Source organism: Geodermatophilus sp. SYSU D00525 (genome assembly GCF_054050475.1).
The window spans coordinates 208,630-233,062 of sequence record NZ_JBJGZK010000003.1; the positions used below are offsets into that span (position 1 = coordinate 208,630).

Below are 24,433 nucleotides of genomic sequence, written 5' to 3' on the forward strand. Positions count from 1 at the left end.
CCCGGCGGCCGTGCGCGACACCGTTGCCGCGGGGAGGGACGGGCAGGACCATGTGCGGGTGTCCGGCGGCACGGTGAGCTGCCCGTTGCTCCGCTACACCGACGCGAACGGGGAGTCCGCCGAGTTCCTCCTCACCGGCGCGGCCCCGCGGGTGACGGTGGGCCGGTCGCCGGAGAACGACCTCGCCCTCACCTGGGACGCGGAGGTCTCCCGCCTGCACGCCACCCTCGAGTGGATCGGCGGCGCCTGGACCATCACCGACGACGGGCTGTCGCGGAACGGGACCTACGTGAACGGGACCCGCATCGCCGGCCGGCGGCGGCTGCACGCCGGCGACGCCGTGCGGGTCGGCGGCACCCTGCTCGCCTACCGCGAGTACGTGCCCCGGCGGGACGAGTCGACGCGGGTGGCCGCCGACGTGCCGACGCTGGGCTCGTTGACGGAGTCGCAGCGGGGGGTCCTCGTCGCGCTCTGCCGGCCGTTCAAGCACGGCGGCGCCTACGCGGTGCCCACGCCCAACCAGCAGATCGCGGCCGAGCTCGTCCTCAGCCAGGACGCGGTGAAGACCCACCTCCGCGCCCTGTTCGCCAAGTTCGACGTCGAGGACCTGCCGCACAACCAGAAGCGGCTGCGCCTGGTCGAGCGCGCACTCCAGAGCGGAGTCGTCCGCGAGCGCGACCTGTGACCTCCCGGGAGGCCGGGCGGGGAGAGCTCAGCGGACCCCTGAACGCGACACCGACCGCGCCAGTGCCCACGCCGTCAGCGCGAGCAGGACCACCGACTGCACGCCGAGCAGGCCGAGGTCGAGCGCCCACCGCCCCGTCGTCGGGGTGAACAGCGGATCCGGCTGCGGACCGGACCGCGGCTGCAGCTCGGCCGTCGAGGCCATCGCGGCGTAGCCCGCGCGCGCGGGGAGCACCAGCGAGAACTGCTCCAGCCCCGTCCGGCCGGCCAGCGGGAACAGCCCACCGCAGAACACCAACTGGCCCATGACCAGGGCGACCAGGGCCGGCATCGTCTGCTCCGTGGAACGGGCCAGCGCCGAGACGGCCAGCGCGGCGATGCTCATCGTCACCCCCACGGCGGCGGCCGCCACCGCGATCTCGCACCGGCCCCACGGCACCAGCCGCGGGTCGTCGGGGCCGGGGAGACCGGCCAGCGCGATCAGGGTGAAGAGCACGCACTGGACGGCGACCGCGCCGCCCACGACCACGACCTTGGCGGCGAGGTAGGCAGCCGGCGAGAGGCCCACCGCGTGCTCGCGCCGGTAGATCGGCCGCTCCCCGACGAACTCCCGGACCCCCAGGGCGGCGCCCATCAGCGCCGCCCCCACGACCAGCACGATGATCCGTTGCCGCGCCTCGGCGGGGTCTCCCTCCGCCGCGGCCGTCGACAGCCCGGCGTCCCCGGGGAAGGCGTGGGCCATGACCCCGAGGACGAGCGGCATCCCGACCAGCAGGGCCAGGAAGAGCCGGTCGGCGGCGACGACGGCGAGGTTGCGCCGGACCAGGGTGCCCAGCTGCCGCACCGGCGCCGGCCGCGGCGGCGTCGGAGCCCGCCGGGCGGGAGCCGGTGCCCGGCCCGACGACGTCGGCTCGACGTAGGCCCGGCGGACCGACGACTCGGCGAACCGGCTCACCCAGCCGGGGTCCTCCAGCGCCGCGAACACCGCCGGGTGGTCGGGCACCCCGAAGAAGGGCAGCAGCCGCTCGGGTGGGCCGAAGAACGCCACCCGTCCACCCGGCGCGAGCAGCAGCACGCGGTCGCACCGGTCGAGGGCCAGCACGCTGTGCGTCACCACCACCACCACGCGGCCCGCGTCGGCCAGGTCCCGCAGCCCGTCCATCACCTGCCGGTCCAGCCCGGCGTCCAGGCCCGACGTCGGCTCGTCGAGGAAGAGCAGCTGGGGGGCGGTGAGCAGTTCGAGCGCGATGGACGTCCGCTTGCGCTGGCCACCCGAGAGCGAGTCGATCCGCTGGTCGACCTGCGCCGACAGCCGTACCTCCTCGAGGACCCGGCGCACCCGCTGGTCGCGCTCGGCGGCGGTGGTGTCGGGGGGCAGCCGGAGGCGGGCGGCGAGGTCGAGGGCGCGGCGGACCGTGAGCTGGCGGTGCAGGACGTCCTCCTGGGGCACCAGGCCGATCAGGTGGCGCAGGTGGTCGTACTCCTCGGACAGGTCGCGTCCGTCCCAGGTCACCCGGCCCTCGCCGGCCGGCCGGAGGCCGGTCAGCGCCCCGAGCAGCGTCGACTTGCCCGCACCGGAGGGGCCGATGACCGCGACCAGCTGGCCGGCCCGGACGGTCAGCGAGACGTCGTCCAGCAGGCGCCGGCCGCTCCGCGTCGTCACACCGAGGTGCCGGGCGCTGAGGGCGGCGCCGGGACGACCGGGGACGGTCGCGGCGCGGCCGTCCCACGTCAGCGTCGTCCCGCCGACGCCGATGCCGTCGCCCGCCGTCAGGACGGCGGGCCCGCGCAGGCGGACCCCGTCGAGGTGCGTGCCGTTGGAGCTGCCCAGGTCGCGGAGCACGGCGGCCCCGGACCCCGCCGGTACGTCGATCGCGGCATGGCGGCGGGACACCAGCGGGTCGTCGGCGAGCACGACGTCGCACGCGGGGTCGCGGCCGATGACCACGGTCCGGCCGCGCTCCGCAGCAGCGTGCCCGTCGGGAGCCGTCACGACGCGGACCGTCAGCTCCGGACCGCCGCGGCCCCCGAGCCGGACGCGGTGCTCGGCGCCCGGGGCGAGGACCGTCCCCGCCGCGTCCGGTCCGGCCGCGAGCTCCGCGCCGTCGACCCAGGTGCCGTTGCGGCTGCCGAGGTCCCGCAGCACCCAGCCCCGGTCCTCGTGCCGCAGCCCCACGTGCGTCCGGGAGACCTGCTCGTGGTCGAGCGGGACGTCGCACCGGGGGTCCCGGCCCGCCACCACGGACAGCGACCGGTCGAAGGTCCACACGCGGTCCCCCGCGCGCACCCGCAGGGTGGACTCGGCGCGGGTCCGGGATCCGCGGGTCATCGACCGGCCCTGCCTCAGCCGCCGGAGTCCAGGGAGGCGGCCACCCGGTCGAAGGTCTCCGTCTGCCCGGCGAACACCGACGGCGGCGCGAAGAAGACCAGGAGCTGGCGCGGCGAGGAGTCCAGGGCCAGCACCCGCAGCTGCAGCGAGGCGTCGCCCTCGAGCCCGAGCGTGCCCCGCAGGTCGGCCGCCCCGAGGTCGCCGACGGTCACGCTCTCCCCCGGGCGGAGCTCGGCCGCCCGGCCGGGCAGCAGCGCCTGTGCCGCCGGCAACTGGTCCCCGGGGGTCCCGCCGTCCAGCCGCGGCCGGTGGTAGATCGCCAGCCCGACGACGGCCTCGGGATCCGACGCGACCGCGTCCGCAGCGGCCTGCACACCCGCCGGGTCGTCGGCGAAGAGCGCGGTGAGGTCCGTCGGCGACAGCACGGTGACCGTGCTGTCGCCCGCCTCGTGCGTGCGCGCGGACCAGTCCTGCGGCACGTCGAGGGTGTAGGGCACGTCGGGGTCGGCGAACGTCGTGAGCTCCTGGTCGCCACCGAGGAGCAGGACCAGCCCGCCCGCCACGGCGACCGCCACCAGGGCCACCGCCGCCACCACCAGCCGGCCGACCGGCCACCGTCGACCGCGACCGCGACCGGGGACGGCGGGTGCGGGGCGGGGACCGTCCTCACCACTCACCGGCGGTCGCGCGGGCGGGGGCGGGCCCGCGGGAGGCGGCGACCGGTGCGGCGGCGGACCCGGGCGGGGCGCTCCGGTCGTCCCCGGCTCCGCCGGCGGAGGGCCGTGGTGCGGCCTCGTCGACGACCGGTCCTCCATGAGGGCCACCAGCGCCCCGCAGGTCTCCGGCCGCTCCTCCCGCGACTTGGCCATCCCGGCGGTCAGCGCCTCGTCCACGGAGGGCGTGAGCCCGGGCTGCAGCGCGCCGGCCCGTGGGGGCATGCGCGACAGGTGCGCCCACATCAGCGCGACGTCGTCCTCCTCGTCGAACGGAGGCCGCCCCACGAGCACGGCGTAGGCGACGCACGCGAAGGAGTAGACGTCCGCGCGCCCGTCGACCGGGTCGCCGCGGATCTGCTCGGGGGCGACGTAGTCGAGCGTGCCGAGGAAGTGGCCGGTCGTCGTCAGCCCGGAGATCGACGTCGAGCGACGGGTCAACCCGAAGTCGGTGAGGTAGGCGTGCCGGTGGCCCTTGCGGTTCGGGTCGGCGAGCAGGACGTTGCCCGGCTTGACGTCGCGGTGGACCAGCCCGGCGGCGTGCGCGGCGTCCAGCGCGTCGGCCAGCTGCTGCAGCACCGGCAGGGCCTCGGGCAGCGGCAGCCGGGTCCTCCGGTCGAGCTCGGCGCGCAGGTCGACGCCGGGGACGTAGCGCATGGCGATGAACAGCTGACCGCCGGCGTCCCCCGCCTCGTAGATCGGGATGATGTTCGGGTGGTCCACCGCGGCCGCCAGCCGCGACTCGCGCAGGAACCGGGTCCGGAAGTTCTGGTGCGCGGTGAACTCGGGCGCCAGCAGCTTCAGGGCCACCGTCCGTTCCAGACGGAGGTCCCGGGCCCGGTAGACGACGCCCATGCCACCGCGGCCCACGACCGACAGCACCTCGTAGTCGGCGAACGTCGTCCCCGGCTCCAGGAACGGCTGGTGGGAGCGCATCTCAGGTGACCGGCGACCCGCACCAGGCGCAGAAGCGGGCGTTCTCCCGCACCGTCCCGCCACAGTCCGAGCAGAAGGCCACGGACCGCCGCGACGGCGGCTGCGGGTCCCCCACCCCGGCCGGCGCCTCCCGCACGCGGACCCCGTCCCGCTCGGCCGGCTCGTCGTCCCCGGCCGGTGCCTCGGCGGGGGCGGTCGCCGGGAGCTGCCCCCAGGCCGCGGGCCTTCCGGTGGACGCCGGGACGGGCACCTGTTCCGGCCGCGGGGCGGCGGTCGTCGGCGCCGGCGGAGGTGGGGACGGCGCGCGCGGGGAGGGCGGGGGTGGGGACGGCGGGACGGCGGCGCCCGGACGGTCACCGCGCGCCCGCCGGCGCCGGAGGAACAGCGCCGCCGCGAGCAGCGCGAGCAGGACGAGCACGCCCAGCGCCACCCAGGTGACCGCGCTGCCGAACGGGCTCCCGTCGTCGTCCGCCGCGGAGGCGGTGTCCGCACCGGTCCCGCCGGCCGCCCGCGCCTCCTCGAGGTACCGGGCGGCGAGCGCGGAGTCGTAGTAGCTGAGCGCCTCCTGGAACGCGCTCGCGGCCGGCCCCTGCCCGTGTCCGCTGACGAGGTGGTCGACGCCCCGGCGGAACACCGCGTCGAACTCCGAGCCGCTGGGCTCCACGCCGGCCGCCGCGAACGCGTCGTGCAGCGCCTGCGCCGGGACCAGGGTCGCCGTCCCGTCCACGGTGGTGGCCAGCCCGACGACCGCACCGGTGGCCGGGTCGACCACCGGCCCCCCGGTCAACGCGGCCTCCGTCGTGCTCAGGTCGCCCTCGACCGACAGCGCCCCCGTCGCGGCGTCGGTGTGGACGCCCACCTCCGCGGCCGGCACGCCGGGCGCGGGGGGTTCGGTGAAGCCCAGGAGCAGACCGTGCTCGGCGACCTCCTGGCCGGGGTCCGCGACCTCCGCCGTGGGGGTCCCGCCACCGCCGCTGATCCGCAGCAGCCCGACGTCGGCCGGCCCGCCCGAGGTCGAGACCGGGTTCGCCGGCGTGCCGACGCCGTCCTGGGTGTAGGGGACGACCTGGAAGTGGGGTTCGAAGAACAGGATGCAGTGCTCCTGCTGCTCGTAGCAGTGCTGGAGGTGCGGAGCCCAGTAGGGGTCGACCGCCTGCGCCGGGCGCGAGGGATCACCGTCGTTGCCCACCAGGGCGGTCCCGATCTGCTCCTGGAACAGCGTGTTCGCCGCGTGGACGACGACCTGGTCGTCGGTGACGGTGAGGACGGGTGCGGCCGTCGCGATGACACCCTCGGAGGAGACGAGGACCCCGGTCGCCGTCCGGATCGGCACGGTGTACCTCCCCCGCGCCACCGCGACCTCGCCGGTCGTGTGGTCGACGTGGGCGATCTCGGCCAGCGCGGAGACCTCGATCCGGACCAGCGCCGCCTTCGACCCCTCGACGCCGCTGACCAGGTCGCCGTCGGCGGAGTGGACCGGGTCCTCCGCGGCCCCGGCGGGACCGCCGGCGGCCGACGGCACCAGCGCCAGGAGGAGGACGGCGGCGCACTTCCTCCACGTGTCATGACGGCGACCGGCCATGACAGAGCCTCCCTGCCCGTTCAGCCCCCCGTGTCCCCCAGGGCCGAGATGCCGCGGAGAGTCCCGCCCGGTCCGGCGACCGTCAACCGTTGCCCGACCGTTGCTGCGCCCGGGGAGCCGGGGCCTCTCCCCACCACCTGCACGCCGTCACCCTGCGCCTCGGTCGGGGCGCTGACCGTCGCACTCGACCGTGCCGGCCCGCGCCCCGGTCGGTACTCCGTCCGGAGACGGCGGCGGGGCCGCTCACCACCGGGTGGTGAGCGGCCCCGCCGACGATCTGGAGGTCGACCACGGCCGGAGGGGCTCCGCCGCGGCCGGGGGGACCGTCCCGGTCAGCTCATCATGCCGCGGCGGAAGCCGGTGGCCACGGCCTCGGCGCGGTCCTTGGCGCCGAGCTTGCGGAACAGCCGGCGGGCGTGGGTCTTGATGGTGTCCTCGGAGAGGTAGAGCTCCCGGCCGATCTGGGCGTTGCTCTTGCCCTGGCTCATCCCGGTGAGCACCTGCATCTCGCGCATCGACAGCGTGACCGCCGGCGCGGCCTCGCGGACCGGGGTGCTCACCACGCGCGGGCCGGCGCCGTTGAGCGGCGTCGCCCAGGCCGGCACCGGGGCGCCGACCGAGTTCAGCGGCACCGGGGCGGGCGCCGGCTGCGGCGGGCGGCCGTCGGCGCGCAGGCCCACGCGGGACAGGCCGAGGCCCATCTCCAGGGCGCTGGCGTCCCAGCGGAGGTACCCGCGGGCCCCGACGGCGACCGCGGCGCGGACCGTCTCGGCGTCGTCGGGTGCGCCGAGCACGAGCACCGGGACGGTGGGGTGGGTCCGGATGACCTGGGTGGCGACGGTCAGGCCGGTGTCCACCGCGCGCTGCGTGCCGACCAGCAGCACGTCGGGCTGGCGGGTGGTCAGGCGCTGCACGAGGGCGGCGGCGTCGCCGACGACCTCGACGCGGCCCACGAACGGCAGGGCCACCAGGCGGGCGGCGACGTCGTCGCGGACACGACGGCGCTCGTCGTACACCCAGACGGTCGTGGCCCCGTGGCCCGGGCCGCGCATCCTGTCGTCGATCACGCTGTGCTCCTCGTCTCCCCCGGCCGTGGAGGGTCCCCGGGTCCCCACGACCCGGAACGGCTACGGCCTGGAACGACCATGACCGGCGGTGACGGGGCACAACACCCGTGATCACCCTGCGGGGGGAGACGCGGACCGGGAAAATGTCCGATCGCCGTGTGTTTGACCGCGGGACCCCTCGGGCACCGGCTCCCGTGCGACCGGACCGCCCCCTCCGGCTCGCACCGAGCCGAGGAGGACCGTCATGGCCGACATCCGCCGTCTCCCGACGCCCGTTGCCGAGGTGTGGGACTGGCAGCTGCACGGCGCCTGCCGTGGTGAGAGCACCGCGCTGTTCTTCCACCCCGACGGCGAACGCGGTCCCGCCCGGGCCCGTCGCCAGGCCGCGGCCAAGGCCGTGTGCGCGAAGTGCCCCGTCGTCGAGGCCTGCCTGAAGCACGCCCTGAGCGTCCGTGAGCCCTACGGCGTCTGGGGCGGCATGAGCGAGGAGGAGCGGGCCCGGCTCATCGCCGCGGAGCCCGCCGCCGTCGCCGCCGGGGTCTGAGGAAGGCCGCTCCTCCCCACCACTCGCAGGCTCGCGGCGGGACCCCAGAGGGGGCCGCACCCGGCACTCGCGAACGAGAGGGCCGGTCCAGCGTCACGCTGGACCGGCCCTCTCGTCGTCTGGGCTCAGGCCGTGCGCTCGGCGGCCATCAGCTCGTCGTGCACCCAGGTGCTCCCCCGGTCGTGCGAGGTCTCGGCCGACCAGGTGAAGGAGTCGGGGCGGACGTCGGTGAACCGCCAGCGCAGCCACGGGTCCTCCTCGTCGGCGAGCAGGACCATCCCGCCGTCCCCGGTGGGCCGGCCCACGAAGCGCCGCACCCGGCCGTTGACGGGTTCCATCCAGGTCGAGCGCCACGTGCCCGGCGCGTGCGGGTCGGGGAAGCGGACCGTCGTCCCGTGGAACGCCCGCGGTGGGACGCCGGCGCCCGGCTGCCCCCGGCCGGGGACGATCCACACGTCCTGCACCGCGCGGCCGCCGAGCACGCGCCCGACGTGCAGCTCCCCGACCGCCGTCGACCAGGTGCCGTCCGGCTCGAGGCCCCGCCAGTGCAGCCGCCAGGCGCCCTCCAGCCGGCCGAAGAACCCGAGGTCGACGAGCTCCTCTGACGAGGAGTCGTGCAGGGCGTCCGGGAGCATCCGTTCCTCCTCCGCCGGTCGGTCGTCGGCGTGACCGTGCCCGGTCGGCGCGTCCGACGTCCAGGGGGCGGACGGCGGGAGGGCCGGCCCGGCAGACGCCGGACCGGCCCTCTCGTGCCGTGCGGGCCCCGGGACGTCGTCCCGGGGCCCGCATCACTCAGTGGCTGTGGCCGTGACCGTGCGAGTGGCCGTGGGTGTGGTGCCCGGCCCCCGTGTGCTCGTCCTCCTCCTCCGGCGCCTCGACGACGGCGGAGTCGGTGGTGAGCACCATCGCGGCGATCGACGCAGCGTTGCCCAGCGCGGCCTTGGTGACCTTGACCGGGTCGATGACGCCCTGGGCGGCCAGGTCGCCGTACTCGCCGGTGGCGGCGTTGAAGCCCTGGCCCACGCCGAGGTCGCGGACCCTGCTGACGACGACGCGGCCCTCGAAGCCGGCGTTGTCGGCGATGCGGGCCAGCGGGGCCTCCAGGGCGCGCTTCACGGCGCGGGCGCCGGTCAGCTCGTCACCGGAGAGGTCCAGCGCGTCGATCGCGGCGGTGGCGTGGACGAGTGCCGAGCCGCCACCGGGGACGACGCCCTCCTCGACCGCGGCCTTGGTGGCGGCGATGGCGTCCTCGATGCGGTGCTTGCGCTCCTTGAGCTCGACCTCGGTGGCCGCGCCGACCCGGATGACGCCGATGCCGCCGGCCAGCTTGGCCAGCCGCTCCTGCAGCTTCTCGCGGTCCCAGTCGGAGTCGGTGGCCTCGATCTCGCGGCGGACCTGGGCGACCCGGTCGGAGATCGCGCCGGCCGTGCCGCCGCCGTCGACGATCGTCGTCGTGTCCTTGGTGACGGTCACGCGGCGGGCGGTGCCGAGCACCTCGAGGCCGACCTGGTCGAGCTTGAGGCCGACGTCCTCGCTGACCACCTGACCGCCGGTGACGACGGCGAGGTCGGTCATGAACGCCTTGCGGCGGTCGCCGAAGTAGGGCGACTTCACCGCGACGACGCGGATCGTCCTGCGGATCGAGTTGACGACGAGGGTGGACAGCGCCTCGCCCTCGACGTCCTCGGCGACGATCAGCAGCGGGCGGGCGCCGTTGCCGAGCACCTTCTCCAGCAGCGGCAGCAGGTCGGCCAGCGCGCCGACCTTGCCCTGCACCAGCAGCACGAGGGCGTCGTCGAGGACGGCCTCCATCGCCTCCTGGTCGGTGACGAAGTAGGGCGAGAGGTAGCCCTTGTCGAACTGCACGCCCTCGGTGACGTCGAGGTCGGTGGAGAGGGTGTTGCTCTCCTCGACGGTGATGACGCCGTCCTTGCCGACCTTCTCCATCGCCTCGCCGATCAGGCGGCCGACCTCGGCGTCCTGCGCCGAGATGGTGGCGACGCCGGCGATGGCGTCCTGCTCCTCGACCGGGGTGGCGACCTCGTCGAGGGCGGCCCACACGGCGTCGACGGCGGCGCGCATGCCGCGGCCGAGCCCCATCGGGTTGGCACCGGCGGCGACGTTGCGCATGCCCTCCTTGACCAGGGCCTGCGCCAGCACGGTCGCGGTGGTGGTGCCGTCACCGGCGACGTCGTTGGTCTTGGTGGCGACGTTCTTGGCCAGCTGGGCGCCGAGGTTCTCGTACGGGTCCTCGAGCTCGACCTCGCGGGCGATGGTGACGCCGTCGTTGGTGATGGTCGGCGCGCCGAACTTCTTGTCGAGGACGACGTTGCGCCCGCGCGGGCCGAGGGTCACCTTGACGGCGTCGGCGAGCTTGTCCACGCCGCGCTCGAGCGCGCGGCGGGCGTCCTCGTTGAACTTGATGATCTTGGCCATGGGGCCCTTCCGATCAGATCGCTACGGGGTGAGACGGCGACCGCCCCGGGACCCGGTCAGTCGGGTCGCCGGGGCGGTCGCGTCGAGCTGTCGTGCGGCCCCCTGCAGGGGCCCGCGGCGAGCGGGCGAGCCGTGGGGGGCAGGGGGTCCTTCTACTTCTCCACGACGGCGAGCAGGTCGCGGGCGGAGAGCACCAGGTACTCCTCGCCGGCGTACTTGACCTCGGTGCCGCCGTACTTCGAGTAGATGACGACGTCGCCGACGTTCACGTCGAGCGGCACGCGGTTGCCGTTGTCGTCGATGCGGCCGGGGCCCACGGCGATGACCGTGCCCTCCTGCGGCTTCTCCTTGGCGGTGTCCGGGATGACCAGGCCGGAGGCGGTGGTGGTCTCGGCCTCGTTGGCCTGGACGACGACGCGGTCCTCGAGCGGCTTGATGTTGACCTTGGTAGCGGTCGTCACGAGGTGACGCCCCCTTCGGGATCGGACGGCGGGTGGTCTCTCATGCTGTGGCACGGGGGCCGGGCCTGCCGTCGCGGGGGTCAGGCGCCTGCCCGTGTCGATTGGCACTCTACCCATGAGAGTGCCAGCCCCTCAACCGGGTCGCCGGGTCGGGCGACGCCGCCCTGCGGGAGGCTGGTCGCCGTGCCCGACGACGCCGGACCGGTCGCCCTCCTGCGCACGCCGGAGGGGGCCGCGGCCACCGCGCGGGCGGTGTCGCTGCTGGCCGAGGGCGCCGACGTGCTCACCGGCGTGGCCCGGCTCCGGGCCGAGGTCGGCCCGGAGCTGGCCGGCCCCGCCTGGGAGCTGGCCCGGCTGCGCGCGCGGGCCCGCCCGGTGTTCGGCGCCGACGCCGACCGGCTGTTCCTCACCGCCGACACCCTGGAGCAGGCCGGCCGCCCCGAGCTCGCCGCCCGCCGCGCCGCCCGGCTGCTGGCCGACGGCACCGACTCCGCCGCCGACCTCGGCTGCGCCGCCGGGACCGACACGATCGCGCTGGCCCGGGCGGGCGCGCGGGTGCTCGCCGTCGACCGCGACCCGGTGGCCCGGGAGCTGACCGCCGCCAACGCCGCCGCGCTCGGGGTGGACGACGACGTGTGGGTGGTCGCCGGTGACGTCGTCGAGCTGGTGGACGCCGCGCGCGGCGGGGAGGTGGCCGGCTGCGGGGCCGCCGTCCTCGACCCCGCCCGGCGGGCCGGCGGGCGGCGGCAGCTGGACCCCGACCGCTGGTCGCCGCCCTGGCCGACGGTGGCCGCGCTGCTCGACCGGGTGCCGCGCTCGGTGGTCAAGGTGGCGCCCGGCCTCGACCACGACCGGGTGCCCGACGGCGTCGAGGCCGAGTGGGTCTCGGTGCGCGGGTCGATCGTCGAGGCGCTGCTGTGGGGCCGCGCGGTGTCGGAGGTGTGGCGGCGGGCGACCGTCGTCCGCGACGGCGCCGTGCACGAGCTGACCGCGGACGCCGACCCCGGCCCCGCCGACGCCGGTCCGGTCCGCGGGTGGCTGCACGAGCCCGACCCCGCCGTGATCCGCTCCGGGCTGGTGTCCCTGGCGGCCGCGGACCTCGGCGCCACGCTGGTCGACCCGGCGATCGCCTACCTGACCTCCGACGCCCCGGCCGGCTCCCCCTGGGTGCACTCCCACCGGGTCGACGAGGTGCTGCCGTTCCACCTCAAGAGGCTCCGTGCGCTGCTGCGGGCGCGCGGCGTCGGCCGGGTGGTGGTGAAGAAGCGCGGGTCGGCGATCGAGCCGGAGACGCTCGCCCGGCAGCTGCGCGGCCCGGGGACCGGCAGCGCGACCGTCGTCGTCACCCGGGTGGCGGGTGCCCCGACGGTCCTGGTGTGCGACGTCATCAACCGAGGTTGACGACACCTCTGCCATCAACCTAGGTTGATGGCGTGGCGGTCGAACCGGTGTCCGTGCCGGGGCCCGAGGACCCCGAAGCGGCCCTGGCCGCCGTCGTCGCCCTGCGCCGGCTGGCGAGCCGGCTGGAGGTCGAGGCGGTGGTCGAGGCGGTCGGCCGGGGCTGGACGTGGGCCCAGGTCGGCGAGGCGCTCGGCATCAGCGCGCAGGCCGCCCACAAGAGGTTCGCCCCCGAGGTCCGCGCGCGGCGCGGGCACCGACCAAGAGGAGAGAGCTGATGGGGATCGTCACCGCGGTGCGGGACCTGCGGACGGTGAAGGCGCTGCTCACCGGCGCCGAGGCGGAGGCACGCGGCAGCGGGGAGTCGGTCCCCGGACCGGAGCACCTCCTGCTGGCGGCCACCGCGCTCCCCGACGGCACGGCCGCCGCCGCGCTCGCCCGGGTCGGGACCGACGCCGGCCGCCTGCGCGCGGCCGTCGAGGCCGCGCACGCCGCGGCGCTCGCGTCGGTCGGGGTCGGCGCCGCCGCCGGGGAGCCGGCGCTGCGCGGGCCCGCCACCGGCCCGATGCGCTCGACCCCGCAGGCGCAGCAGGTCTTCCGGGCGGCGGTCGCGGCGGCGAAGGCGGCGCGCTCCCCGCTGCGCGGCGCGCACGTCGTCGCCGCGGCGTGCGACCTCGAGCGCGGCACCGTCGTCCGTGCGCTGGCCGACCTCGGCGTCGACCGCGCCCGGCTGCGGGACGCGGCCGGCGCCGTCGGTTAGGCGGCAGGAACGGCCGTTCCTGCCGCCGTCAGCGGCTGACGACGTCGATCGGCAGCGAGCTGTCGGCGCCCAGCTCCGGCGCCGACGGCTCGACGCCGGCGGCGACCAGCCGCGAGCCGAGCGCGGCGACCATGGCGCCGTTGTCGGTGCACAGCCGCGGGCTGGGCACCCGCAGCACGATCCCGGCCGCGGCGCAGCGCTCCTCGGCCAGCGCGCGCAGCCGCGAGTTGGCCGCCACTCCCCCGCCCAGCACCAGGTGGTCGACGCCGTGCTCGCGGCAGGCCCGCACCGCCTTGGCGGTCAGCACGTCGGCGACCGCCTCCTGGAACGACGCCGCGACGTCGGCCACCGGCACCGGCTCCCCCGCCGTCCGCCGCGCCTCGACCCAGCGCGCGACGGCGGTCTTGAGCCCGGAGAAGCTGAAGTCGTAGGGCGCGTCGCGGGGGCCGGTGAGCCCGCGCGGGAAGTCGATCGCCGCCGGGTCGCCCTCGCGCGCGGCCCGGTCGATCGGCGGGCCGCCGGGGAAGGGCAGGCCCAGCACGCGGGCGACCTTGTCGAAGGCCTCGCCGGCGGCGTCGTCGATCGTGCGGCCCAGCGACTGCACCTCCTGGGCGAGGTCGGGCACCAGCAGCAGCGAGCTGTGCCCGCCGGAGACCAGCAGCGCCAGGGACGGCTCGGCCAGGCGACCGTGCTGCAGCTCGTCGACGGCGACGTGCGCGGCCAGGTGGTTGACCCCGTACAGCGGCTTGTCCAGCGCGAGCGCGTACGCCTTGGCGGCGGCCAGCCCGACCAGCAGCGCACCGGTGAGCCCGGGACCGGCGGTGACGGCGACGGCGTCGACGTCGGCCGCGGACACCCCGGCGTCGGCCAGCGCGCGGTGGACGGTCGGGACCATCGCCTCCAGGTGCGCCCGCGAGGCGATCTCGGGCACCACCCCGCCGAAGCGCTCGTGCTCGGCCATCGAGGTGGCCAGCGCGTCGGCGAGCAGGGTGTGCCCGCGGACGACGCCGACGCCGGTCTCGTCGCAGGAGGTCTCGAACCCGATGACCAGCGGCTCGTCAGCCACGGAGCCTCTCCCTCCTCATCACGACCGCGTCGGTGTTGCTCGGCTGGTAGTAGCCGCGCCGCCGGCCGATCTCGGTGAACCCGCGCCGCCGGTAGAGGCCCTGCGCCAGGTCGTTGTCCGCCCGCACCTCGAGCAGCACCACCGGGCTGCGCCGGTCGGCCTCGGTGAGCAGCGCGTCGAGCAGCCGCGCCCCGATCCCCTCGCCCTGCCGGTCCCGCGCGACGCCGATGGTCGCCACGTGCGCCTCGTCCTCGTAGGCGATGAGCCCGGCGTAGCCGACCACGGCCCCCTCGTCGTCGGCGACCAGGTAGTGGCGGGTGTCGGTGCGGGCGAGCTCGTCGCGGTACATCGCGCGGGTCCAGGTGTCGGGCGCGAAGAGCTCCTCCTCCAGCGCGAGGACCGCGTCGAGGTCGGCCAGTCGCATCGGCCGCAGCCGCACCGTCACCTCCCCTCCTCGCCGGCGCTCGTCGGTCCGGTGCCGGACCGTGCTCTGTCCCCGCGGGAGCTCGCGAGCTCGCTCACGAGGTCGTCACCGGCTTGAACGACGTCGGCGGGACGGCGTCGGGCCGGCGCAGGTAGAGCGGCACCAGCGGCCCCGCGGACGACGGGTCCTCGAGCAGGGACGCCGCCGCGCGCAGCAGCCCGGCGGTGGTCACCTCGGCGGGCTCGACCGGCGCGCCCAGCCGGTCGGCGAAGCGCGGGTCGCCGACCAGCGGCCCGGTCAGGCCGGCCTCCTCCGGCCGGACGACGCCGGGCCCGTCCACCCGCGCGCCGGCGTCGTCGTAGGCGGCCCAGTAGACCTCCTTGCGGCGGGCGTCGGTGACCACGGTGCGGCGCCCGGAGCCGACCGCGTCCAGGGAGCAGACCCCGACCGCGGGGACGCCGCGCGCGTCGGCGAGCGCCGCGGCGGTGACCACGCCCACCCGCAGGCCGGTGAACGGCCCGGGGCCGAGGCCCGCGACGACGGCGTCGACGTCGGCGAGGGCCAGCCCGGCCGCGCCCAGCGCCTCGCGGACGGCGGGGACGAGCAGCTCGGCGTGCCGGTTGCCCGAGGGCACCGCCCGCTCGGCGAGCACCTCGACATCGCCGGCCGTGCGGCGGGCGACCCCGGCGACGAGGGTGGGGGTCGCGGTGTCGAGGGCGAGGACGAGCACGACTCGCCAGGTTAGACCGACAGCTCGTACACGAGCTCGGGGCCGTCGACCTCGTCGACCTGCTCCCCCACCTCGGCGAGCCGAACGGCAGCGCGACCGCCCGCGACGCCGCGTTGCCCGGCGCGATGCACACCCGGGCCACCGCGACGCCCGGCGCGCGCCGGGCCCGGTCCAGCAGCACGGCCAGGGCCGCCCGCGCGTGGCCGCGGCGCCGGTGCCCCGCCAGCACGGCGTAGCCGATCTCGACCGTGCCGCGGGCGTCGGGCGGGCCGTGGAAGCCGGCGCGGCCGACGGCCAGCCGCCGGTCGGGGTCCCGGACGACGCCGGTGACCCACGCGGCGGCCGACGGGTCGGCGCGGGAGAGAGGTCGCCGTCGGCCAGGGCCGCGAGCACCGGGCCGGTCAGCGCCGGCACCTCGGCCTGTGGCGTCACCCGTCCAGCCGCTGCTCCCAGCCGGCGCCGTACGGGACGAGCACGGCGGTGCGGACGTCGTCGTCGCGGCGGTCCAGCCGGACCTCGAGGTGCTCGTCGGCCAGCCGCTCGACCAGTCCGGCGCCCCACTCGACCACGGTCACCGACTCCTCGGTGGAGGCGTCGAGGTCGAGGTCGTCGACGTCGGCCACGCTGCCGAGCCGGTAGGCGTCCACGTGCACCAGCGGCAGCCGCCCGCCGCGGTGCACGCGGGCGATGACGAACGTGGGCGAGGTGACCGGCTCGGTCACCCCGAGCGCGGCGCCGAGGCCCTGGGTGAGCGCGGTCTTGCCCGCCCCCAGCGGCCCGGTGAGGACGACGAGGTCGCCCGGCCGCACCACGGCGGCGAGCTCCGCGCCCAGCGCCCGGGTGTCCTCCGGCGTGGGCAGCTCGTGCTCGCGCCTCACGGGACCAGGCTCCGCGCCACCGAGGTGAGGTCCTCGAGCAGCCCGGCCCGCGGCGCTCCGCGCGGGCCGAAGCGGATCGCCGCCGACGGGTGGTAGGTCGCCCAGACCGCGCGGCCGCCGACGTCGTGCGGGCGGCCGCGGGCCTCGGCGAGCACGGTCCTCGGCCCGAGGAACCACTTGGCCGACGACAGCCCGAGCGCCACCACGACGGGCGGGTCGAGGAGCTCGAGCTGGCGGCGCAGCCAGCCGCTGCAGCGGGCCACCTCGGGGGTCTTCGGCGTCCGGTTGCCCGGCGGCCGGCACTTCACGATGTTGAGCACCGCGGCCTCGGCGCGGTCCAGCCCGGCCTCGGCGAGCAGCTGGTCCAGCAGCTGCCCCGACCTCCCGACGAAGGGCCGGCCGGTCTCGTCCTCGTTCGCGCCGGGCGCCTCCCCGACCAGCGCGAACCGGGCCCGGCCGCGCACCGGCGGGTCCCCGACGACGACGTGCTGCCGGGCCGTGGCCAGCTCGGGACAGGCGACGCAGGGCGTGGCGGCCGCGGCGAGCTCCGGCCAGCCGGCGGCCGCCGCGGCGGTGCGGGCGACCTCCTCGGCCGCGGCGTCGAACCGGGGCGGACGGGGGGCGGCCACGCGCCGACCCTACGGGGACCGCGGTCCAGCGGCCCGCGGGCTTCCCTGCACGGCCGCGGAGGCCCACCCTGTGCACGGGACCCCGCGTCGGGAGGAGCCGCCATGACGCCGCAGCCGGACGTGTACGACGTCGCCTGCCTCGCCGGCGGGACGCAGCGGGTGGTGGACACCGCACTGGTCGCCCTGGTGGTCACCGGCCGGGTCCGCGCCGTCGCCCCGGGCGAGCTGCAGGTGGTCCACCCCCGGCGCCGGCACCCGGTCGAGGCCGCGGTCCTCGACGCCGTCGGGGCGCGGGGCCGCCGCTCGGTCGAGACCGTGCGCTGGCGCGCCGCGGGCGACGACCGGGTGGCCGCCGTCGTCCGGCGGCTGCGCCACGAGGGGCTGCTCGGCCGGCTGCTCGGCCCGACCGCCGCGGGCCGCCGGCTGCTGCGGGAGGCGCGGGCCGGCGACGGCGACCCGGTGCGCCGGGTCGCGCTGGACGGCGTCGCGCGGCTGACCGACCCGGCGCTGCGGGCCGCGGTCGTGGACCCGCCGCGCCGGCCGGTCGTGCCCGGCGCCGGGACGCCGTGGGAGCTCACCTTCGCCGACGGCTGCGAGGTCGCCCGCCGGACCCGCGAGGAGCTGATGGCCCGGGCGTACGAGGTCCGCGGCTGAGGGGTCAGTCCCGGACGGGCGTCCCGGCGGCGACGCGGCGCAGCAGGCCGGACAGCGCGCGGGTGACCTCCTCGGGCCGCTCCAGCGGGACCAGGTGCCCGGCGTCCGGCACGACGACGTACTCGACCACCGGCCCCTCGCCGCCGAGCAGCTCCACGAGGGTGTCACTGTGCGCCATCGGGATCATCTTGTCCTCGGCGCCGGTGAGCACCAGCGTCGGCACGGCGCGCAGGGGCTCGAGCGCACCGGTCTCGTCGAGGCCGGCCAGCGCCGGGTAGAACTCGGCGATCACGTCGACCGGGGTGCCGCCGATCATCGCGTCCACGTAGCGGCCCAGCCGCGGGTCGACGTCGGTGGAGGAGAACGACAGCGACCAGGTGGCCGCGGAGACGACGTCAGCGGCCAGCCGGCGGGTGCGCTCGGCGAACGCCGGCCGGCGGCGCATCGTCCAGGCCGCGACCGGCAGCACCGCGGCGCGCACGCGGGTGAGGAACTCGGGCATGCCGAAGTCCAGCTCGGCCAGGTTGCCGCTCGACGTCGACACCAGGGCCGCGCCGACGACCTTCGTGCCGAACAGCCCCGGGTGCAGGTCGGCCAGGCCCATGACGGTCATGCCGCCCATCGAGTGCCCGACGAGGACGACCGGCCCCTCGGGCACCCGGGTCTCGATCACGGTCGCGAGGTCGCGGGCGAGCTGCTCGATCGTCGAGTTCTCGGCCGGGCCGCGGGTGGAGCCCCCGTGGCCGCGCTGGTCGTAGAACACGAGCCGCGCCGCGGGGCGGTGCCCGTTGGCCGTGGCCAGCTGCGCGCCCAGCGACCGCCGCTGGAACGTCCACGACGCCATCGACAGCGTGTAGCCGTGCACGAAGACGACCGTCAGCGGCGCGTCGAGCGGGCCGACCTCCTCCACCGCCAGCAGCGCGCCGTCGTCGGCGCGGACCAGGGCGGTGCGGTCGGCCCGGCGGGAGGCCGGGCCGAGCGGGTCGTCCTCGCGCAGCTCGGCGGCGGTGGCGCCCTCGGGCAGCGCCCCGGCGGGGCTCAGCCGCTCCGCGCGCACCCGCCGGGTGGCGATCCGGGCGACGGCGACGCCGACGGCGGTGGTCGCCGCCGCCAGGCCGACGACGGCCCCGGCGACCCCGGCGGCCGGGTGGCGCTCCAGCGCCCCGGCGACACCGGACCGCGCCGGGGCGGCCGCGCGCCGCACCGGTCCCCTGCTGCGTGCCATCAGACCGCCCCTGCGGACCCGACGTGCCGGCGGGTGAACCGCCCGCCGACCCGGGTGACCAGCTCGTAGTGGATGGTGTCGACCGCGTCGGCCCACTGCTGCGCGGTGGGCTCGCCGCGGTCGCCGGGACCCCAGAGGACCACCTCGTCGCCCGGCGCCACGGCGGCGTCGCCCACGTCGAGCACGAACTGGTCCATGCACACCCGCCCGGCGATGGTGCGCTGGGTGCCGCCGGCGAGCACCGGCGCCCGGTTGCCCGCCGCCCGCGGCACCCCGTCGGCGTACCCCACCGCCACCAGCGCGAGCGTGGTCTCGGTCACGGGCGAGTAGGTGTGGCCGTAGGAGACGCCGACGCCCGCGGGCACCCGCCGGGTGAGGGCCACCCGCGCGCGCACGGTCATCGCCGGCCGCAGGCCGTGGACCGCCGGGTCGCCGCCGAGCGGGTCCAGGCCGTAGAGGGCGATGCCGGGGCGGACCATGTCGTACCAGGTCTCCGGCAGCGCCACGGTGGCCGCGGAGTTGGCCAGGTGCCGCCGCCCGTCCAGCCCGGCGCCGCGGGCGACCTCCACGGCCTCGTCGAACACCCGCACCTGGGCGCCGATCGTCGGGTGGGTGGGCGCGTCGGCGTAGGCCATGTGGCTCCACAGGCCGACCACCTCGACGTCGCCGTCGGCCTGCGCGCGGGCGGCCGCGGCGACCAGGCCCGGCCAGTCGGCGGTCGTGGCGCCCTCGCGGGACAGGCCGGTGTCGACGGACAGGTGCAGCCGCGCGGTCCGGCCGGTGGCGCGGGCGGCGGCGACCACCTCGGCCAGCCCCCACTCCGCGTTCACCGACACCTCGACGTCGGCCTCCAGCGCCGGGGCGAAGTCGGTGCCGGGGGCGTGCAGCCAGGCGAGCAGCGGCGCGGTCACCCCCGCGGCGCGCAGCGCCAGCGCCTCCTCCAGCACGGCGACGCCGAGCGCGTCGGCACCGCCGGCCAGCACCGCCCGGGCGGCGGGCACCAGCCCGTGCCCGTATCCGTCGGCCTTGACCACCGCCATGAGCGGCCGGCCGACCCGCTCGCGCAGCACGGCGGTGTTCGCCGCGATCGCGTCGAGGTCGACGACCACCTCGGCCCGGGGTTCGCTCACACCCCCGAGTCTCGCAGGCCGCTGCCGCGCACCCGGCCCACCGTCCCGGGGAGCCGCCGCACCAGGTCGCCGGCGACCACCGGCCCGGTCTCGGCGGCGACCTGACCGGCGCGGCCGTGCAGGTGCGCGGCCGCCGCGGCGGTCTCCGCGGCCGGGGTGCCGGCGGCCAGCAGGGCGCCGAGGATCCCCGACAGCACGTCCCCCGTACCGGCGGTGGCCATCTCCGGGGTGCCGGTGCCGTTGACGTACGCCGTCCCGTCCGGGTCCGCGACGACGGTGGCACTGCCCTTGAGCAGCACGACCGCGCCGAGGTCGGCGGCGAGCCGGCGGGCGCTGCCGATCCGGTCGGCGCCGACCGCGACGCCGAAGCGCTCGAACTCGCGGTCGTGCGGGGTGAGCACGGTGGGGGCGCTCCGGCGGCGGACGAGGTCCGGCTCGCGGGCGGCCATCGTCAGCGCGTCGGCGTCGACCACCACCGGCAGGTCGGTGGTCAGCACCTCGGCGAGCACGCTGCGGGCGTCGTCGTCGGTGCCCGTGCCGGGGCCGACCACCCAGGCCTGCACGCGGCCGGCGTCGCCGGGGCGGCCCGCGGTGACGATCGCCTCGGGCCAGGCGGCGCGCACGCCCTCGGCCGCGGTGCCCGCGTAGCGGACCAGTCCCGGCCGGGTGCGCAGCGCCGCCCCGGTGCACAGCACCCCGGCGCCGGGGTAGGTGGCGGAGCCGGCCACGATCCCGACGACGCCGCGGGAGTACTTGTCGTCGACGTCGCCGGGCGGCTGCAGGTGCGCGGCGACGTCGTCGTCGGTCAGCTGGTGGGCCCGCGCCGGGGCGAGGTGCGGGCCCAGGCCGATGTCGACCAGGTGCACCGTGCCGGCGTGCCCGCGCCCCTCGCCGACGACGAGGCCGGGCTTGACCGCGCCGAAGGTGACCGTGTGGACGGCGGCGAACGCGGCGCCCTCGACGGCGCCGGTGTCGGCGTCCACCCCGCTCGGCACGTCGACGGCGACCGTGATCCCGGGGCCGGTGGCCGCGCGCTCGGCCAGGCGGGCGGCGTCCGGCCGCAGCCCGCCGCGGCCGCCGATGCCGACGACGCCGTCGAGGACGAGGTCGGCGCGGTCCAGCCCGTCGGGCCCGTCCGGGCCGGTGACCCGCCCGCCGGCGCGGCGCAGCGCCGCCAGCCCGGCGGGGTGCACGCGGTCCGGGGAGAGCAGCACGGCGGTGACCCGGGCGCCGCGGGCGGCCAGCCGGGCGCCGGCGAACAGCGCGTCACCGCCATTGTCGCCACCGCCGGCGAGGACGGTGACCCGGGCACCGTGCGCCCGGCCGAGCAGCCGCAGGCAGACGGTGGCCAGGCCGGTCGCCGCCCGCTGCATGAGCGCGCCCTCGCGGGTGCGGGCCAGCAGCACGTCCTCCGCGGCGCGGACCTCCGCGACGGTGGACAGCCCGATCACCGGGCCCTCCCCTGCGCGACGCCGCCCTCGGCGACCACCACCGCCGAGGCGATGCCGCCGTCGTGGCTCAGCGACAGGTGCCAGGAGGTGATGCCGAGCTCGGCGGCCCGCTGCGCGACGGTGCCGCGCACCTCCAGGTGCGGCCGACCGCGGTCGCCGACCATCACCTCGACGTCGTGCCAGCGCAGCGAGCCCGGCGCGCCCAGGGACTTGGCGACCGCCTCCTTGGCGGCGAACCGCGCGGCCAGCGACTCCGCGGTGCGGGGGCTGCCGGACGGCGTCGTCTGCTCCTCCGCGGTGAACAGCCGGTCCCGCAGCCCGGGGGTGCGCTCCAGCGACTCGGCGAAACGGGTCACGGGGACCACGTCGATCCCGACCCCGACGATCACCGGGCCAGTCTGCCGTGCGCCCGCGCCCGCCGCCGACCGGCCGGCCTCACCGTGCGGTGCCCGACCCCGCGCCGCGGGGTGAGGACGGGCACCACGCCGCGAGGACGGCGCGGCTCACTCGACGGTGACGCTCTTGGCCAGGTTGCGGGGCTGGTCGACGTCGAACCCGCGGGTGTCGGCGATCTCGCAGGCGAGGATCTGCAGCGGCACCGTGGTCACCACCGGGGCGAGCAGGGTCGGCGTGCGCGGCACCCGGATGAGGTGGTCGGCGTAGGGGACGACGTCCTCGTCGCCCTCCTCGGCGATGACGATGGTGCGCGCCCCGCGGGCCCGGATCTCCTGGATGTTGGAGACGACCTTGCCGTGCAGCAGGCTGCGCCCGGCCGGCGACGGCGCGATGACCACCACCGGCGTGCCCTCGTCGACGACCGCGATCGGGCCGTGCTTGAGCTCGCCGGCCGCGAACCCCTCGGCGTGGATGTAGGCCAGCTCCTTGAGCTTGAGCGCGCCCTCCAGCGCCACCGGGAAGCCCACGTGGCGGCCGAGGAACAGCACCGTGTCCGCGTCGGCCAGCGACCGGCCGAGCTCCCGCACCGGCTCCATCTGGGTGAGCACCTGCTCCACCGCCTCGGGCAGCCGCTGCAGCTGCTCCACGATCGACCCGACCTCGTCGGCGTACTTGATGCCGCGCACCTGGGCGAGGAACAGCCCGACCAGGTAGCAGGCGACGATCTGCGCCAGGAACGCCTTGGTCGAGGCGACGGCGATCTCCGGGCCGGCGTGGGTGTAGAGGACGGCGTCGGACTCGCGCGGGATGGTCGAGCCGTTGACGTTGCAGATGGCCAGCACGCGGGCCTTCTGCTCCTTGGCGTGCCGCAGCGCCATGAGGGTGTCCATCGTCTCGCCGGACTGGCTGATGACGACGACCAGCGTGGAGCGGTCGAGCACCGGGTCGCGGTAGCGGAACTCGCTGGCCACCTCGACCTCGACCGGGATGCGGGTCCAGTGCTCGATGGCGTACTTGGCGATCAGCCCGGCGTGGTAGCTGGTGCCGCAGGAGACGACGAAGACCTTGTCGACGTCGCGCAGGTCCTGGTCGGACAGCCGCACCTCGTCGAGGACGAGCTCGCCGTCGTCGCCCAGGCGCCCGCGCAGGGTGTCGGCGACCGCCTGCGGCTGCTCGGCGATCTCCTTGAGCATGAACCAGTCGTGACCGCCCTTCTCGGCGGCCGCGGCGTCCCAGTCGACGGTGTAGGCGGTGGGCTCGGCGGGCGCGCCGTCGAAGCCGGTGACGGTCAGGCCGCGGGCGCGGTCGATCTCGACGACCTGGTCCTGGCCGAGCTCGCGCGCCTCGCGGGTGTGCGCGATGAACGCCGCGACGTCGGAACCGAGGAAGTACTCGCCGTCGCCGACGCCGACCACCAGCGGGCTGTTGCGGCGGGAGGCGACCAGGGTGTCGGGCTCGTCGGCGTGCGCGGCGACGAGGGTGAACGCGCCCTCCAGCCGCCGACTGACCACGCGCATCGCCTCGGCGAACCGGCCCGGGCCCGCGGGCAGCTCCGCGTAGGCGGCGGCCAGCAGGTGCGCCACGACCTCGGTGTCGGTCTCCGAGCGCATCTCGACGCCGGCGGCCTCGCACTCGGCGCGCAGGTGCGCGAAGTTCTCGATGATCCCGTTGTGGATGACCGCGACCCGGCCGTCGGCCGACAGGTGCGGGTGGGCGTTGCGGTCGGTCGGGCCGCCGTGCGTGGCCCAGCGGGTGTGCCCGATGCCCAGCGTCGACTCCGGCAGCGGGGCGTCGGCCAGGACCTTCTCCAGGTTGGCCAGCTTGCCCGCCTTCTTGGCGGACGCCAGCTCCCCGGAGCCCCCGCCGTCCACCCGGACGGCGACGCCCGCGGAGTCGTACCCGCGGTACTCGAGCCGGCGCAGGCCCTCCACGACGACGTCCAGGGCGTTCTGGGGGCCGACGTAACCCACGATGCCGCACATGTGCACCGAGGCTACCGGGGCGGGCGGACCGATCCGTCCTCCCGCGGTGTGAGACGCGGGACCCGTTCCACGCGCCCCACCGTCCCGGTCAGGACCAGGGCGTCACCGGGCGCGGGCGGGGCACCCCGTCGACGGCGACGTCGAGGCGCTCGTCGAAGAAGCACAGCAGCCCCCGGAGCTGGGCCGCGTCGGGCAGCGGGTCCCGGTAGCTCCACACCGCGTCCGGGAGCAGCCCGTCGCCGGTCCGCACCGACCAGTACTCGGCCTGGCCCTTGTAGGCGCACCAGGTGCGCGTCGGGCTGGGCACCAGGTCCGCGACGACGTCCTCGGCCGGCAGGTACCAGCGCACCGGCAGCAGGGTCTCGAACACCAGCCGCGGCCGGGAGGACGCCGCCAGGAGCTGCCCGCCGGCCGACACCCGCACCGACCGGGAGCCGGCCCGGACGTCGACCCGGTGGAACGGGTCGCGCGGGTGCCCGTGCAGCGGCTCGTCCTCCTCGTACCAGGCGTCGCAGCCGCCGAAGTCCAGGACGACGTACCCGGCCAGCGCCGGGTCGGCGGGGCAGAACCCCTCGACGACGCGGTCGCTGCCCGGCACCCGCAGCGCCACCGGCTCCCCCGGCGTGCTGCGCACGGAGAACGGGACCCGGGGGTCGAGGACCCGCAGCCGGGTGACGTCCGGGATGGCGAAGCCGGTGCCCGCCGGGACGTCCGGTGCCGGGACCGGCGCCGGGGCGGCGGTGAGGGTCCCGCGGAGGTCCTCGCGGGGGACGGCGTAGGCGGGCACGACCCGCCGGGGCTCCCAGACCAGCAGCGCCCGGTCGGTGAGCGCGACGACGACGCCGTCGACCTCGGCCCGCACCCGCTTGGCGGTGGGCTCGTACCGGAGCTGGTCGACGGCCCCGCCGACCAGGTCGCGCATCCGAACGGTCACGGTCGTCCTCCCGCCGGGCCGGTG

The 24,433-nt window shown here is 77.0% G+C and carries 24 protein-coding genes and 1 pseudogene; 6 read left to right on the top strand and 19 right to left on the bottom strand.

Annotation, left to right across the window (positions count from 1 at the left end):
• Nucleotides 1–58 precede the first annotated feature (58 nt).
• Entirely contained in the window at nt 59–685 is a 627-nt protein-coding gene (locus ACI796_RS04320) for an FHA domain-containing protein (RefSeq protein ID WP_456940034.1), read from the top strand.
• A gap of 27 nt (nt 686–712) precedes the next feature.
• On the opposite strand, the gene ACI796_RS04325 is transcribed toward ACI796_RS04320, so the two are convergent.
• From ACI796_RS04325 to ACI796_RS04340, 4 genes are all read right to left on the bottom strand, one after another.
• Nucleotides 713–3,013 (bottom strand): ATP-binding cassette domain-containing protein, encoded by a 2,301-nt coding sequence (locus ACI796_RS04325; RefSeq protein WP_456940035.1) that lies wholly within the window; start codon nt 3,011–3,013, stop codon nt 713–715.
• A 14-nt stretch (nt 3,014–3,027) separates the two neighbouring features.
• Complete coding sequence (locus ACI796_RS04330) at nt 3,028–4,662, bottom strand: serine/threonine-protein kinase (RefSeq protein ID WP_456940036.1); 1,635 nt, start codon at nt 4,660–4,662, stop codon at nt 3,028–3,030.
• A 1-nt stretch (nt 4,663) separates the two neighbouring features.
• Nucleotides 4,664–6,244: a zinc ribbon domain-containing protein gene (locus ACI796_RS04335; RefSeq protein ID WP_456940037.1), complete on the bottom strand. Its 1,581-nt coding sequence runs from the start codon at nt 6,242–6,244 to the stop codon at nt 4,664–4,666.
• 332 nt (nt 6,245–6,576) lie between these two features.
• Nucleotides 6,577–7,311 (bottom strand): response regulator transcription factor, encoded by a 735-nt coding sequence (locus tag ACI796_RS04340; RefSeq protein ID WP_456940038.1) that lies wholly within the window; start codon nt 7,309–7,311, stop codon nt 6,577–6,579.
• Nucleotides 7,312–7,555: 244 nt separating this feature from the next.
• Here ACI796_RS04340 and ACI796_RS04345 point away from each other — a divergent pair, with 244 nt between their 5' ends.
• On the top strand, nt 7,556–7,855 hold the full coding sequence (locus tag ACI796_RS04345) for a WhiB family transcriptional regulator (RefSeq protein WP_387987654.1): 300 nt from the start codon (nt 7,556–7,558) through the stop codon (nt 7,853–7,855).
• A 125-nt stretch (nt 7,856–7,980) separates the two neighbouring features.
• On the opposite strand, the gene ACI796_RS04350 is transcribed toward ACI796_RS04345, so the two are convergent.
• From ACI796_RS04350 to groES, 3 genes are all read right to left on the bottom strand, one after another.
• Entirely contained in the window at nt 7,981–8,490 is a 510-nt protein-coding gene (locus ACI796_RS04350) for a hypothetical protein (protein WP_456940039.1), read from the bottom strand.
• Nucleotides 8,491–8,647: 157 nt separating this feature from the next.
• A complete protein-coding gene (gene groL, locus ACI796_RS04355; protein ID WP_456940040.1) occupies nt 8,648–10,291 on the bottom strand; it encodes a chaperonin GroEL in 1,644 nt (547 codons plus the stop codon).
• A gap of 152 nt (nt 10,292–10,443) precedes the next feature.
• Nucleotides 10,444–10,752 carry a co-chaperone GroES gene (gene groES / locus ACI796_RS04360; protein ID WP_110005357.1) on the bottom strand — a complete coding sequence of 103 codons (309 nt, stop codon included), beginning with the start codon at nt 10,750–10,752 and terminating at the stop codon, nt 10,444–10,446.
• 183 nt (nt 10,753–10,935) lie between these two features.
• Here groES and ACI796_RS04365 point away from each other — a divergent pair, with 183 nt between their 5' ends.
• From ACI796_RS04365 to ACI796_RS04375, 3 genes are read left to right on the top strand one after another with little or no spacing between them, the layout of a single operon-like run.
• A complete protein-coding gene (locus ACI796_RS04365; protein WP_456940041.1) occupies nt 10,936–12,153 on the top strand; it encodes a THUMP-like domain-containing protein in 1,218 nt (405 codons plus the stop codon).
• Nucleotides 12,154–12,185: 32 nt separating this feature from the next.
• A complete protein-coding gene (locus ACI796_RS04370; protein WP_456940042.1) occupies nt 12,186–12,428 on the top strand; it encodes an RNA polymerase subunit sigma-70 in 243 nt (80 codons plus the stop codon).
• Nucleotides 12,428–12,910 carry a Clp protease N-terminal domain-containing protein gene (locus ACI796_RS04375; protein WP_456940043.1) on the top strand — a complete coding sequence of 161 codons (483 nt, stop codon included), beginning with the start codon at nt 12,428–12,430 and terminating at the stop codon, nt 12,908–12,910. The genes ACI796_RS04370 and ACI796_RS04375 overlap by 1 nt, the downstream gene beginning before the upstream one ends.
• Before the next feature lie 28 nt (nt 12,911–12,938).
• Here the strand turns inward: ACI796_RS04375 and tsaD are convergent, their stop codons facing one another.
• The 6 genes and pseudogenes from tsaD to ACI796_RS04405 all read right to left on the bottom strand — a co-directional run bounded on the left by tsaD (nt 12,939) and on the right by ACI796_RS04405 (nt 16,637).
• Entirely contained in the window at nt 12,939–13,976 is a 1,038-nt protein-coding gene (gene tsaD, locus ACI796_RS04380; protein ID WP_456940044.1) for a tRNA (adenosine(37)-N6)-threonylcarbamoyltransferase complex transferase subunit TsaD, read from the bottom strand.
• A complete protein-coding gene (rimI, locus tag ACI796_RS04385) occupies nt 13,969–14,421 on the bottom strand; it encodes a ribosomal protein S18-alanine N-acetyltransferase (RefSeq protein WP_456940045.1) in 453 nt (150 codons plus the stop codon). Before rimI ends, tsaD begins: the two co-directional genes overlap by 8 nt.
• Before the next feature lie 73 nt (nt 14,422–14,494).
• Nucleotides 14,495–15,130 (bottom strand): tRNA (adenosine(37)-N6)-threonylcarbamoyltransferase complex dimerization subunit type 1 TsaB, encoded by a 636-nt coding sequence (gene tsaB / locus ACI796_RS04390; RefSeq protein ID WP_456940046.1) that lies wholly within the window; start codon nt 15,128–15,130, stop codon nt 14,495–14,497.
• A gap of 100 nt (nt 15,131–15,230) precedes the next feature.
• Nucleotides 15,231–15,467 (bottom strand): annotated as a pseudogene (locus ACI796_RS04395) (GNAT family N-acetyltransferase); the annotation flags it as partial.
• 91 nt (nt 15,468–15,558) lie between these two features.
• Entirely contained in the window at nt 15,559–16,008 is a 450-nt protein-coding gene (gene tsaE, locus ACI796_RS04400; RefSeq protein WP_456940047.1) for a tRNA (adenosine(37)-N6)-threonylcarbamoyltransferase complex ATPase subunit type 1 TsaE, read from the bottom strand.
• The gene (locus ACI796_RS04405) at nt 16,005–16,637 is read right to left on the bottom strand and encodes a uracil-DNA glycosylase (RefSeq protein WP_456940048.1); all 633 of its coding nucleotides are present in this window, start codon (nt 16,635–16,637) and stop codon (nt 16,005–16,007) included. The genes tsaE and ACI796_RS04405 overlap by 4 nt, the downstream gene beginning before the upstream one ends.
• A 102-nt stretch (nt 16,638–16,739) precedes the next feature.
• Between ACI796_RS04405 and ACI796_RS04410 the strand changes: the two genes are divergently transcribed.
• Complete coding sequence (locus ACI796_RS04410) at nt 16,740–17,291, top strand: TIGR04222 domain-containing membrane protein (RefSeq protein ID WP_456940049.1); 552 nt, start codon at nt 16,740–16,742, stop codon at nt 17,289–17,291.
• Nucleotides 17,292–17,295: 4 nt separating this feature from the next.
• Here ACI796_RS04410 and ACI796_RS04415 read toward each other — a convergent pair whose 3' ends face one another.
• From ACI796_RS04415 to ACI796_RS04440, 6 genes are all read right to left on the bottom strand, one after another.
• Nucleotides 17,296–18,516, bottom strand: a complete 1,221-nt coding sequence (locus tag ACI796_RS04415; protein ID WP_456940050.1) for an alpha/beta fold hydrolase — start codon at nt 18,514–18,516, stop codon at nt 17,296–17,298.
• Entirely contained in the window at nt 18,516–19,646 is a 1,131-nt protein-coding gene (alr, locus tag ACI796_RS04420) for an alanine racemase (protein ID WP_456940051.1), read from the bottom strand. Before alr ends, ACI796_RS04415 begins: the two co-directional genes overlap by 1 nt.
• The gene (locus ACI796_RS04425) at nt 19,643–21,097 is read right to left on the bottom strand and encodes an NAD(P)H-hydrate dehydratase (protein ID WP_456940052.1); all 1,455 of its coding nucleotides are present in this window, start codon (nt 21,095–21,097) and stop codon (nt 19,643–19,645) included. Before ACI796_RS04425 ends, alr begins: the two co-directional genes overlap by 4 nt.
• Nucleotides 21,094–21,486, bottom strand: coding sequence for a holo-ACP synthase (locus ACI796_RS04430; RefSeq protein WP_456940053.1), 393 nt, complete (start codon nt 21,484–21,486; stop codon nt 21,094–21,096). Before ACI796_RS04430 ends, ACI796_RS04425 begins: the two co-directional genes overlap by 4 nt.
• Nucleotides 21,487–21,600: 114 nt before the next feature.
• Entirely contained in the window at nt 21,601–23,475 is a 1,875-nt protein-coding gene (gene glmS / locus ACI796_RS04435; RefSeq protein ID WP_456940054.1) for a glutamine--fructose-6-phosphate transaminase (isomerizing), read from the bottom strand.
• A gap of 88 nt (nt 23,476–23,563) precedes the next feature.
• Entirely contained in the window at nt 23,564–24,409 is an 846-nt protein-coding gene (locus tag ACI796_RS04440) for a DUF427 domain-containing protein (protein WP_456940055.1), read from the bottom strand.
• Between the last annotated feature and the right edge of the window lie 24 nt (nt 24,410–24,433).

What these genes read in the sequence shown, in the direction of transcription:
- ACI796_RS04325 (WP_456940035.1), bottom strand. Translation starts at nt 3,013, where the DNA reads ATGACCCGCGGATCCCGGACCCGCGCCGAGTCCACCCTGCGGGTGCGC.
- ACI796_RS04330 (WP_456940036.1), bottom strand. Translation starts at nt 4,662, where the DNA reads ATGCGCTCCCACCAGCCGTTCCTGGAGCCGGGGACGACGTTCGCCGAC.
- ACI796_RS04335 (WP_456940037.1), bottom strand. Translation starts at nt 6,244, where the DNA reads ATGGCCGGTCGCCGTCATGACACGTGGAGGAAGTGCGCCGCCGTCCTC.
- ACI796_RS04345 (WP_387987654.1), top strand. Translation starts at nt 7,556, where the DNA reads ATGGCCGACATCCGCCGTCTCCCGACGCCCGTTGCCGAGGTGTGGGAC.
- ACI796_RS04350 (WP_456940039.1), bottom strand. Translation starts at nt 8,490, where the DNA reads ATGCTCCCGGACGCCCTGCACGACTCCTCGTCAGAGGAGCTCGTCGAC.
- groL (WP_456940040.1), bottom strand. Translation starts at nt 10,291, where the DNA reads ATGGCCAAGATCATCAAGTTCAACGAGGACGCCCGCCGCGCGCTCGAG.
- ACI796_RS04375 (WP_456940043.1), top strand. Translation starts at nt 12,428, where the DNA reads ATGGGGATCGTCACCGCGGTGCGGGACCTGCGGACGGTGAAGGCGCTG.
- ACI796_RS04410 (WP_456940049.1), top strand. Translation starts at nt 16,740, where the DNA reads ATGACGCCGCAGCCGGACGTGTACGACGTCGCCTGCCTCGCCGGCGGG.
- ACI796_RS04415 (WP_456940050.1), bottom strand. Translation starts at nt 18,516, where the DNA reads ATGGCACGCAGCAGGGGACCGGTGCGGCGCGCGGCCGCCCCGGCGCGG.
- glmS (WP_456940054.1), bottom strand. Translation starts at nt 23,475, where the DNA reads ATGTGCGGCATCGTGGGTTACGTCGGCCCCCAGAACGCCCTGGACGTC.